Source organism: Endozoicomonas montiporae CL-33, from assembly GCF_001583435.1.
Classification (GTDB): Bacteria; Pseudomonadota; Gammaproteobacteria; order Pseudomonadales; family Endozoicomonadaceae; genus Endozoicomonas_A; species Endozoicomonas_A montiporae.
Genome location: NZ_CP013251.1, coordinates 1941889 through 1953768 on the forward strand (window position 1 = coordinate 1941889; position 11880 = coordinate 1953768).

An 11880-nucleotide genomic window follows, 5' to 3' on the forward strand; every position below is an offset into this window, starting at 1 on the left:
GGTATCTTTTACAGTAACCATCATAGCGGTGTTTGGCCGTTCCTATGTAAGTCCAGAGAAAATTTGTAGCTGCTGTATAAACCACGGACGGCAAGCCCAGAAAAAATGGTCAGTATGAGACTTTCACCCATATGAATCAGATACCTTCAGCTGGAGCTTCAGGGCTTCAACAGGCAACTGCCACTTCAGTCAGGCAGGTCGAAGAAGTGCCTGTTGAGCGTTATTTTTTCAGTCGATGGATGATTAAAATTGTTGACGCCATTTCCAGCCTGTTTGGTTTTAGAAGTCCTTTCGCCCACCCAGAGCCTTTGTCTGATCAGCGCCAGTTGAGTGAACGTGTGCCGACTGCTTTGAACCAGGCCGAACAGATTAAGATAGCTGCTTCTGGTAATAGTGCTTCAGACAAGTCTATTGCTAAGCAAAAGATAGCTAAGCAAAAGATAGCTAAACAAAAGATAGCTAAACAAAAGACAGCCAGACATGAGCATAATCCCTTAAAGCATGAAGAGATCAGACTGCCTGAGCAAAAGGTCAGCCGTTCGTCCGTCTCCCGTCCGTCGAAAAAAGCAGCCAGACCAAAACCGTTAGCCACTGAATCCCGCAATGAGCAGTTGCGACGTAAAAAACAGGCACGCAAACAGCGACGACTGGAAGAAAAGCGCAGACAGTTTTCTGAACAGCAGAATGAGCCGGTTAATGCTGTTCGTCCCGGTCCAAAGAGTCATAAGATGCAGCGGCTGGAACGAAAGGCCGCAGAACGGGCTGAACAGCGAGCCGCCCGTGACGAAGTGCAGGGTATGATGGGCATCGATTACTTCACTGAAGCTGAGTTAGAGCAGCAAAAACAGCTGAAACAGCGCCGGGAAGCAGCGTTGGCACAGCATCAGGAATATCTTGAATTTAATCGCCTTGGAAAGCTTTATGATGTCTTTGAAAGTGACTCTATTGGTGAGACAGAGCCTGATGTTGAGGTCAAAACGATGGATACTCGCTCACTGCGCATTCCTCTCGTTGATTTACCGGCTTATGCCGCGGGTTCAAATGATTACCAGCACAGGGTGGCTGAACTCTACCAGCGATTGTCCACTGAAAAAGACGACAAAGGATTGCCTCTTCTGGAGAGTCAGGAAGCATTTCAGATCGGCTTTGCTCCGGTTCTGGCAGATCCGGATGTCGATCTGGATGAAGTAGTGGATGCTTATGTGAATTTTAAACGGTTGCAGAGCATTGAGTCTCTGGTGGAAGGAGCGCGTTTTCCAGATGCCGCCTTCGGTCTTTTGTTTGATCGGGGTGAACTTGAAGCCGATCCGCTCGAATTTGAAGACGTTATTGAAGGGCCTGCAGATATGGAGCCGGGCTTTCTGTCGGTGGCAGACAATAATCAGTATTACCGGATCAAACAGTACAAAGATATTGTCAGTGGACTGTTTGAGGACATTGAAAATGACCTGACTGCACGTGAAAGGTTGTTGGCTGATCTGGAGCCGGAGGTGGTTATCAGCAAAGCCGACAAACTTCCTGATAGTGGTATTGGCACAGGTGAACAGACGCCTGAGGGTGAAGAGTTGGATGCGACTTATGCGAAGTCGTCAGAAACAGTATCCAAAGCTGCCGATAAGCTTCAGTCAATGATTCAGCAGAATAGACAAATGGGTTCTGTACGCCGGATGATGAGTGGGAATGCTTTCAGGGGCAGGGGTCATTAAAAAAGTGCCAGACACTGGTTTAGTACCAGTGTCTGGTGATTAAGCGAGTAAATATCCGTTAAAGGGCTTTAATCGCTTCCATCTGCTCTTCCAGCTTGGATTTGGCATCAAGCGCATCAGCCAGTTTGGCTTTCTCTTTCTCAACCACTGCTGCCGGAGCCTTGCCGATAAACTTCTCGTTGTTCAGCTTACCTTCAAAGCGGGTGACTTCTTTCACCAGCTTGTCGATTTCCTTGCTCAGACGGGCAATTTCAGCATCCTTGTCAATCAGGCCAGCCATGGGTACCAATACTTCCATGGAACCCACCAGTGCCGTGGTGGACATAGGCGCTTCTTCACCGGCTGTCAGAAGGCGAACGTCGTCCAGCTTGGCCATAGCCTGCAGGAAAGTGCGGTTCTCTTCCAGGCGGCTTTCGTCGTCAGCCGAAGTATTACGCAAGATGACGTTCAATGGCTTGCTCGGGCCAATGTTCAGCTCGGCGCGAATGTTACGGATGCCAACAATAAAGCCTTTCAGCCACTCGATGTCCTGCTCGGCTTTTTCATCGATCTTGCTGCTGTCGCACTCAGGGTAAGACTTCAGCATCAGGGTATCGCCGTCAACGCCTGCTTCTGCCTTGATGTTCTGCCAGATTTCTTCAGTGATAAATGGCATGAACGGGTGAGTCAGACGCATCAGGGCTTCCAGTACGCGCACCAGTGTACGACGGGTGCCGCGTTTGCGCCTTTCAAGCATTTCGGTCGCTTCCGACATCCTGTCTCCCGCGACACTTGGACTGTCCTGTCCATCGTCCCACAATACCGGTTTGGATAATTCCAGATACCAGGCACAGTATTCATTCCAGATGAAGTCGTACAGATTCTGGGATGCATGGTCGAGTCGGAAATCAGCCAGGTTTTTTTCTATCTGGGTTTCCAGACGCTGAAGCTTGGAGATGATCCAGCGATCCGCCAGAGTCAGCTCAACCTCACCACCGTTCTGACCACAGTCTTCACCTTTGGTGTTCATCTGCACATAGCTGGCGGCGTTCCAGATCTTGTTACAGAAGTTGCGGTAACCTTCCAGACGCTTCATGTCCCAGTTGATGTCACGGCCGGTAGAAGCCAGTGAATACAGGGTATAACGCAGGGCGTCGGTGCCGTGGGCAGAGATGCCGTCTTCGAAGGTTTTGCGGGTGTTCTTTTCGATCTTCTTCGCCAGCTGTGGCTGCATCATGTTGCCGGTGCGCTTTTGCACCAGACTTTCCAGATCGATGCCGTCAATCATGTCCAGCGGGTCCAGTACATTACCCTTGGATTTGGACATCTTGTCGCCGTTTTCGTCACGGATCAGACCGGTGACATAGACGTGTTTGAAAGGCACATGAGGGTTGCCGTCTTCATCCTTCATAAAGTGCATGGTCATCATGATCATGCGCGCTACCCAGAAGAAGATAATGTCGAAACCGGTGACCAGTACGTCGGTAGGATGGTAGGTTTTCAGACGATCGGTCATTTCCGGCCAGCCCAGGGTGCCAAAGGTCCACAGGGCGGAGGAGAACCAGGTGTCGAGTACGTCTTCATCCTGCTTCAGCTCAACGTCGTCGGCAATGTTGTGCTTCTGTCGTGCTTCTGCTTCGTTGCGGGCAACGTACAGGTTGCCTTCATTGTCGTACCAGGCTGGAATGCGGTGACCCCACCACAGCTGACGGGATACACACCAGTCCTGAATATCGCGCATCCAGGCAAAGTACATGTTTTCGTACTGCTTCGGTACAAACTGAATGCGGCCGTCTTCTACCGCTTCAATGGCTGGTTTTGCCAGAGGCGCTGCGCGAACAAACCACTGGTCAGTCAGCATAGGCTCAATCACCACACCGGAACGGTCGCCGTAGGGCACCATCAGTTCGTGGTCTTTAACGTCTTCCAGCAGACCCAGCTCGTCCATATCGGCAACAATGGCTTTACGAGCAGCGAAACGCTCCATGCCATGGTACTTTTCCGGAATGAACGTATCGATGCTGTCGTTGGCCGTACCGTCGCTGTTGAAGGTTTCTGCCGCATCACGGATATCGCCGTTCAGGGTCAGAATGTTGATCATGGGCAGGTTGCAGCGTTTGCCGACTTCGTTATCGTTGAAATCGTGCGCCGGGGTGATTTTTACACAACCGGTGCCTTTTTCCATGTCAGCGTGTTCGTCAGCCACAATCGGGATGCGACGGTTAACCAGTGGCAGCAGGATGTCTTTGCCGATCAGGGCTTTGTAACGCTCGTCTTCCGGGTTAACTGCGACACCGGTATCACCCAGCATGGTTTCCGGACGAGTCGTGGCGACCACAATGTAGTCTTTGCCTTCAGCGGTCTTTTCGCCATCAGCCAGCGGGTAACGCAGGTGCCACATGTGACCCTTGACGTCTTTGTTTTCCACTTCCAGATCGGAAATGGCGGTGTGCAGTTTCGGGTCCCAGTTAACCAGACGCTTGCCACGGTACATCAGATCATCTTCGTACAAACGTACAAACACTTCCTGAACCGCTTTGTAGAAACCCGGGTCCATGGTGAAGCGTTCATGATCCCAGTCAACAGAAGCACCCAGACGGCGCAGCTGGCGGGTAATGGTGTCACCGGATTCTTCTTTCCATTCCCAGACCTTGTCGATAAAGGCTTCACGATCATAGTCGTGGCGGCTTTTACCTTCTTCAGCCTGAATTTTGCGCTCAACGACCATTTGCGTGGCGATACCGGCGTGGTCGGTACCCACCTGCCACAAGGTATTGCTGCCTTTCATGCGCTGATAACGGGTCAGGGCATCCATGATGGAGTCCTGGAACGCGTGCCCCATGTGGAGGCTACCGGTCACGTTCGGCGGTGGAATCATAATGGTGTAAGGGTTGCCTTCACCGGAGGGAGCGAAATAACCTTTCTCCTCCCAGGTTTGATACCAGGTGCGCTCGGTAGCGTGCGGATTGAACGTTTTTTCCATAACTACAGGATTCTTGCGGGTAGGGGTAATGAGATAAACAGCGTATTATACATGCAAATGGCTAAGGTCTGTAAGGGTGTATTTGGTCAGGTTTATTTCTTGATCTCTGGCTGTGGATGATGGGTAATTACCCGTTATCCTGTTGTCGTCGTTGTTAAGAGATTAAACGGTTAAAAGGTTAAACGGTTAAAAAGTTAAACGGTTGTGCCCCCTATGAAGGCGAATCAGAATCTGAGACAGGTTGAAAACGGTCTGCTGTTTGATCCCGAATGCGTCCCCTTTCGCAGCTGTCATGCTTCGACCCTGATCCTGTTGCCGGAGGGTGACAAGCTGGTTGCCTTTTTTGCCGGTAGCTCTGAAGGTGCTGGTGATAGTTCTATATGGATGGTGCGTCAGCGGTCAGGAGTCTGGTGTGAACCGGAACAAGTGACTGTAGGGTCTGGTCTGCCTTGCTGGAACCCAGTGCTGCATTTTGCCGATGGCGTTGTCTGGCTGTTTTATAAGGTGGGTGCCAACCCTCAGAGCTGGATAACTGAAGTGATTCATTCGTTTGATCTGGGAAATAGCTGGTCCAGTGCCCGACCACTGGTGCCGGACTCTACTTCACCGCGAGGGCCGGTCAAAAATAAACTACTGGTACTGAGTAATGGTAACTGGCTGGCGCCTAATTCTGTTGAGTCAGGGAACTGTTGGGATGTCAGGGTTGACGGTTCCCGGGATCAGGGTGAATCATGGCATGAATGTTCTGTGCCTTTTCGGCATATTTCATCAGGAACCAGTGTCCGCGCTGGCTGGTCGGGCCTATAATCGGGCGAACTGTGGGAAAGTGATCTGAAAACCTCATTTCAGTGGGACGGTGTTATCCAGCCCGGAATGTGGGAGTCGCAACCCGGGCATGTTCACATGCTAATGAGAAGTACCCGCGGTGTTTTGTATCGCAGTGATTCAATGGATTACGGTGACAGCTGGTGTGAGGCCTACTCAACCACGGTTCCCAATAACAACAGCGGGATCGATCTGGTAAAAGCAGGTGAATCGCTGATACTGGTCTGTAATCCTGTACCCGGGAACTGGGGTGAGAGGACGCCACTTTCCATTCTTGTTTCGGAAGATAATGGTCGCAGCTGGTCATCACCCATTCATCTAGAAACTGCGGCAGGGGAGTATTCGTACCCTGCTGTTATCGCTCAGGACGGGTTGTTGCACGTGACGTACAGCTGGAATAGGCGTTCCATTGCTTATCACTGTTTGCAGTGGCTATGATTCCCAGGGCGAATTGGGCGTGTCGGATACTGGCTGAAGTTTATCCAGTAGCTCTTCAAGATGGTTATTCAGCTCTTTGTTTAACCGGCTTTCAATGCGAACCAGCTCTTCATCAATCAGGGTTCGAATCAGTCGCCTGCCTTCGGTACGAAGCTGGTGACGTAATTCGATAACCGGATCGCCATCGCTGCCTGATACAGGCTCGCTCAGGTTGATCACCGCAATGGTTTGTCGTTCAGCTTCAGGGTCTGACTGTCCTTCGATGATGTCAGTCAGCAGAGGAATGCTTTCGCCGGTGTTTTCAAAGAGACTGTCTTTATCCAGCAATACCTTCAGGCGTTCCAGCTCGTTTAACAGGTCGCTGTTTTTTTCAGTATTCAATGCCGACCTCCTGCAGCAATGTCGTGCAATTCAGGTTTAACCCCGTCGGTTTTGTAATCACGAAACTTCTGCCTCAGCGTTTCTACGGGTCCCGGACTCTGGTCAACAATTTCACAGGTGCGATGAAAACCCTTGTAAAACGTCGGAATGTCTGAGGCAAGATTAATCAGCAATGCGCCTTCGATCTTGCCCGGGTCAGTATGCCCAAGGGTAATCGGTGCCAGAGACGCTTTATTATTCTCCCTGATTTCATGGGGCAAAAAGCGTTCTTCGCGCCACTCCCACAGCAGGCGATCCATGGTTTCGCACTGAATGGCATTGTCTGTATGAATATGCACAGGCAGGCCAGAACGCCACGCCTTGTCGGTCAGGCGACAGGCGAAGTCCCGTACAGCCTTTGTGGACTGTTGTTGCAGCAGGTAGAAGGTAACTTGAGGCATAGCGAGAGTGTAATCGGAAACGGGTGGGGAGAAAAGACTGAAGGCTATGGCCGGAGAGATTCTGGACTACATTTATTGTTTTTAGCTGTAATAGATAGAACGTTTATGAAAAAAAACAGTAATGATTCATTGAGCAATAGACTGCTTCCAGTACTATTCGGGTTGGACAGGTTAGTCCAGAGAGTAATCAAATCGCTTGTTTGTCTCATTGTTTCAACGGCTGCTTTCTCGCTTTGGGCTGATGCGGCGGTACAGTCAAAAAGACTTGGTCACTATGTCGCTGAGAAAAAAGTGACGTCAGAAATATCCCGACTTTATCAGAGCGTTCCGGCTATGGACTGGAAGCAAATCAGTCAAGTGATGGCAATGGCCGGAATGACTCTGGATGCTGACAGCGAAGGTGTATGGATTCTCAAACAAGGGGCGGATGGCCAAGTTTTCACCCTGTTTAAACTGATTGATGATATTCATAAACGTTTTGACCAGGTGACTGATCATAAAGCTGATGAGTTGAAACGAATGGTTGTGTCGCTACTTAAACATCAGAAGGCTGAGGCACCGGCACTCCCGTTAGAGCTGAGCCACCAGAAGCGTGATATTGCCCTGCTATGGGTCGCTTATTACCAGCTAATGAATACTGACGTTGATCTGGTGGCCTCTGAAACAATCAACCGGACAGTAAAGGCCTACTATTTACACTTTCTTCGCCTCGGTTTGGCTTCAGGGTTGCACGCCCGTATTAGTCAGGATTTGCAGCGTGTGATCGACGCGCCAGTCAGTGAGATACCCACCAGTTATGTGGCAGGCTATGTCTATGGCGTCAGAAAAGCATTTAACGATTTGGCTGTGATTGATGAAAAACGCATAGCTCTTGGAGAGGAGATGAATGAGGTGTTCAGCCCGATTGAGCCTGTGGAACCCGGAAAGCTTGATAGACTAATCAGGTGGCTTAATCTGGGTTCGGCTCATTATGAAGTTGCAGTGTACAGGCAGCAGCGGGAGAGCGCACTGGGCATGGTTGAATTTATTGATCGATACAAAGATCAGCCAGAAAGCTATGGTCTTATCGTTGCCGTCAATCATTTAAGAGCGCTGACAGGGGTGATCAGCCTTTATTTGAATCCTGATACGGCTAAATATGCCAATGACCGGCTTTCTGGTCTGGTGGTGAATTTTAATCACATGAAACTGCCTGTTTCTTATAACGGTAATTCCAGTTCAAATCTCTTCAAAGATCATCAGCAAAATAGCACTAAAGACAATACAAAAGAATTTTTTGATGGCTTTCTGAAACACTTCGAGGAATATATTATCGACCATTTTCAAAGGATTTTTGGTAGCCACTCCAATGAAGTGCTTCGTTTTCTTTCCAGTGAAGTTCATGGGCTGGTTTATCAGACCGAAAGTACAATTGAGTCATACAAGGCTAACAAGATAAGTCCGGTGGCAGTAGAGTATATGCAAGGCAGGCTGCCAATGCTTAAAACTTCGCTGGCTGGCTTAAATCACAGAATTTTGTTGATATTTGAACGTTTCAGATAATGTAAACCAGAGGAATAATAATTTTATGATTTGATTCTTCTGCTTGCTGTGGGTATCACCTTGCTTTTGGAGATGCCCGCCATAACCCGCTGATTGGATATAGCTATCTTGATGCCCCTGAAAATGACCAGTAGTAGTCAATATTTTCCCCTGAACCTGAAAAGCCTCGTCTGTTAAGTTGTAAAGAATTGTTATTTATTTGCTCTCCGAATTTGTCAAAGAGTCGGTTTACCCGCTATAACTAATCTTCCTGTCTGAATGATCAGCCAGTCTATAAAAAATAAGCATTCAAATAATTCAAAGTCATTTTTTGATTCGGCACCAGTCTTTTTTAAAAAGCGATATCAGGTTAGTTATTCTTCTATGGTTAGCGATAAATTGACAAGCGAACCGCCATGCAATGCTGAATCAGATGCTATCAATCGGAAGTATCGTTATTGGCGGCTGCATGTCTTTATCGGCATTTATGTAGGGTATACCGCTTTTTATATCACCAGAAAGTCGCTGACTTACATTACGCCAGTTCTGATTCAGGATCTCGGGCTGGATAAAACCGATATCGGATTGATAGGCACTCTGTTCTATTTTACCTACGGCACCAGTAAGTTTATCAGCGGCATCATTAGCGATCGTTCAAATCCCCGTTATTTTATGGCAGCCGGCCTGTTTCTTACCGGTGTCATTAATATTTTGTTTGGTTTGAGTACCTCTTTCTGGGCTTTTGCCAGCCTCTGGACAGTGAATGCGTTCTTTCAGGGCTGGGGATGGCCGCCCTGTTCCAAAATACTGGCTAACTGGTTTTCACGCACGGAACGGGGCTTCTGGTGGGGGCTTTGGAACACAGCACACAACCTTGGTGGCGCTATTGCTCCGGTGGCCCTGAGTTTTTTTGTGGTCACTCTGGGTTGGCAGTTTGGCATGTATGCTGCGGGTATTTTTGCCCTTGTGGTGTCATTGATTCTGCTGGTGGAGTTAAGGGATATTCCTTCCCGAATGGGTTTGCCATCGGTTGGCAGGTGGCGCAACGATCAATTGGAAATCGCTCATGAGCAGGAAGGTAAGGGCTTGCCTCTGAAGGCGATATTCTTCAAATACGTTATCAGCAATCGCTATCTGTGGTTGCTGGCGCTTTGTTACATACTGGTTTACGTCGTGAGAATAGCCATCAGTGACTGGGGCAATTTATATCTTACAGAAGTCCATAACTGCTCCCTGACCCGGGCGAACTCTGCTCTGTCAGTGCTTGAAATTGGAGGATTCATGGGGTGTCTGGTGGCGGGTTGGGGTTCTGACTGGTGGTTTGGCGGCAATCGCACGCCCATGAATACGATCTTTTCAATCGGTGTCTTGTTGAGTGTGGCGGGTTTATGGTTGATTCCGGTCAGTGGTTATTTTGTTCAGCTGATGCTGTTTTTCCTGATTGGTTTTTTTGTGTACGGCCCCCAGATGCTAATTGGCATGGCGGCGGTAGAATACTCGCATAAAGAGGCTGCCGGTGCTGCCAGTGGTTTTGTGAGTCTGTTTGCCTACTTCGGTGCAGCCATGGCGGGTTTGCCTCTGGCCTTTGTTATGGAATCTTTTGGCTGGGACGGCTTCTTTATAACCCTGAGTACCTGTTCTTTTCTGATATTGATGATTCTACTGCCATTGCTTCGATCAGAGAAAGCTTCGATCAGAGAAGGCTTCGATCAAAAAAAGCTTCGATGAGTAAAGCCTGTAACTGAGGGTTCTCAGCTACAGGCTTTTTGGCTAGAGCTGATTCAGCAGATACTGAGTCAGCATAGGAACAGGTCGTCCGCTCGCCCCTTTATCTTTTCCGGAAGACCATGCGGTACCGGCAATATCAAGGTGCGCCCAAGGATAAGCTTCGGTGAAGCGAGCTAGGAAACAGGCAGCAGTGATGGTGCCGCCGGGGCGACCGCCGATGTTTGCCATATCGGCAAAGTTGCTGTCCAGCTGGGCGTCGTATTCTTCACCGATAGGCAGTTGCCATGCCTTATCCATGGCTTCATTGGAAGCAGTCAGTAGCTGCTGTGCCAGTTCATCATTGTTGCTGAGCAAGCCGGTGGTGTGGTGTCCCAGGGCAATGACGCAGGCGCCGGTCAGGGTGGCAACGTCAACAACGGCTTTGGGTTTGTAACGTTCGGCGTAGGTGAGAGCATCACACAGTACCAGTCGGCCTTCTGCGTCGGTGTTCAGAATCTCGATGGTTTTGCCCGACATGGACGTTACAATATCGCCCGGGCGGGTCGCTGTGCTGCTGGGCATGTTTTCTGCCGCAGCCACCATGCCGACGATGTTCATCGGTAGTTCCAGCTGCACAATGGTATTCATAACGCCCAGAATGCTGGCTGCACCACACATATCGAACTTCATTTCATCCATGGCTGCACCGGGTTTCAGAGAAATACCGCCGGTGTCGAAGGTGATGCCTTTACCGAGTAAAACAACCGGCTTATCACCCTTTTTGCCACCTTTGTAATCCATCAGTATCAGTTTGGATTCCTGAGCCGAGCCGTTACCCACTGACAGCAGGGAGTGCATGCCCAGCTTTTTCATGTCGGCCTCGCCCAGCACCTTGGTGGTTAGCTTGGCGTTACCCTTTGCCAGATCTTTTGCCTGATCTGCAAGAAAGGTCGGGTGGCAGACATTGCCGGGCAGGTTGCCCAGAGTGCGCGCCACGTTGCGACCAAAGGCAATGGCTTTCCCTTGTTCAACGGCGTCTTTGGAAGGTTTGCTGCCTTTACGGTCAGTGAGTATGGTCACTTTTTTCAGTGTGGCCGCCGGAGCTGGCTTGCTTTTGAATTCTTCAAACCGGTAAAAGCCATACTCAATGGCTTCAACCAGCTGACGGACTTTCCAGAACTGGTCGCGCTCTGCCACATCAACATCATCCACACAGATCATGGCGTCTTTGATGGTGCCTGCTTTCAGTTGGGCAACAATGGCCTTAACCACCTTTATATAGTCTTTTTCTTTCAGCGCTGATTTGCCTTCACCGGTGGCGACCAGTAGCAACTGGTCGCAGGCTGCTTCAGGAACAACGGGTAATAACACGGACTTACCGGCTTTATAAGGGAGGTCTCCCCGCTTCAAAATCGAAGTCAGCATACCGTTGCTGACTTCATCGATGGCTGATGCTGCAGGTGATAAACCGGATTGGTCTGTCGTAATGACCAGCAGACCGGCTTTCTGTTTAGCCACTGCGCCGCTTTTTACAACAAATTCCATGAACGCTCCTGTTGGACGTAGGTCCTGTCATGTTCGCTGGCTCATGTTTGTGTCACCGAAGGTTTTCACTGAGCCTGTTGGGCGATATCAGTATTTTATGCGGTCACATCTACACACTCAGGCTGTATTGATAGATAATGACCTGATGGAGTATTTGACCAGAACACAGTTCGGATGTGAATTTCCAGTAATCTGTTACGTTTTAACAGCTTGCTGAATCCCGAAGTGTTGTATAACTGCTCCGAAACGTAGTTTAAATGGTTACTGCTGGTTTGACGAACGCTTGTTTTGGAAATTAGCCACTAAAGATGACGGCAGTAACAGACCCTTATCAGCTATCGGAACTGTGAAAACC

General features: G+C 49.4%; 7 protein-coding genes and 1 pseudogene. 4 read left to right on the top strand and 4 right to left on the bottom strand.

Translation table 11 applies throughout. From position 1 onward, the window contains the following. The first annotated feature begins 131 nt into the window (after nucleotides 1–131). The gene (locus tag EZMO1_RS08715) at nucleotides 132–1706 is read left to right on the top strand and encodes a hypothetical protein (protein ID WP_034874127.1); all 1575 of its coding nucleotides are present in this window, start codon (nucleotides 132–134) and stop codon (nucleotides 1704–1706) included. A 58-nt stretch (nucleotides 1707–1764) separates the two neighbouring features. Here the strand turns inward: EZMO1_RS08715 and EZMO1_RS08720 are convergent, their stop codons facing one another. Next, the gene (locus tag EZMO1_RS08720) at nucleotides 1765–4668 is read right to left on the bottom strand and encodes a valine--tRNA ligase (protein ID WP_034874125.1); all 2904 of its coding nucleotides are present in this window, start codon (nucleotides 4666–4668) and stop codon (nucleotides 1765–1767) included. 384 nt (nucleotides 4669–5052) lie between these two features. Here EZMO1_RS08720 and EZMO1_RS27600 point away from each other — a divergent pair. After that, a pseudogene (locus EZMO1_RS27600) lies at nucleotides 5053–5931 on the top strand (exo-alpha-sialidase). Here EZMO1_RS27600 and EZMO1_RS08730 read toward each other — a convergent pair. Both EZMO1_RS08730 and EZMO1_RS08735 read right to left on the bottom strand, forming a co-directional pair. Beyond that, a complete protein-coding gene (locus EZMO1_RS08730; RefSeq protein ID WP_034874123.1) occupies nucleotides 5926–6312 on the bottom strand; it encodes a hypothetical protein in 387 nt (128 codons plus the stop codon). The pseudogene EZMO1_RS27600 and the gene EZMO1_RS08730 overlap by 6 nt on opposite strands. Beyond that, nucleotides 6309–6752 (bottom strand): DNA polymerase III subunit chi, encoded by a 444-nt coding sequence (locus EZMO1_RS08735; protein WP_034874121.1) that lies wholly within the window; start codon nucleotides 6750–6752, stop codon nucleotides 6309–6311. Before EZMO1_RS08735 ends, EZMO1_RS08730 begins: the two co-directional genes overlap by 4 nt. A gap of 291 nt (nucleotides 6753–7043) precedes the next feature. Between EZMO1_RS08735 and EZMO1_RS08740 the strand changes: the two genes are divergently transcribed. After that, the gene (locus EZMO1_RS08740; protein WP_145912537.1) at nucleotides 7044–8294 is read left to right on the top strand and encodes a hypothetical protein; all 1251 of its coding nucleotides are present in this window, start codon (nucleotides 7044–7046) and stop codon (nucleotides 8292–8294) included. A 363-nt stretch (nucleotides 8295–8657) separates the two neighbouring features. After that, nucleotides 8658–10001: an MFS transporter family glucose-6-phosphate receptor UhpC gene (gene uhpC, locus EZMO1_RS08745; protein ID WP_051789619.1), complete on the top strand. Its 1344-nt coding sequence runs from the start codon at nucleotides 8658–8660 to the stop codon at nucleotides 9999–10001. 42 nt (nucleotides 10002–10043) lie between these two features. On the opposite strand, the gene EZMO1_RS08750 is transcribed toward uhpC, so the two are convergent. Continuing rightward, complete coding sequence (locus EZMO1_RS08750) at nucleotides 10044–11525, bottom strand: leucyl aminopeptidase (RefSeq protein ID WP_034874117.1); 1482 nt, start codon at nucleotides 11523–11525, stop codon at nucleotides 10044–10046. Between the last annotated feature and the right edge of the window lie 355 nt (nucleotides 11526–11880).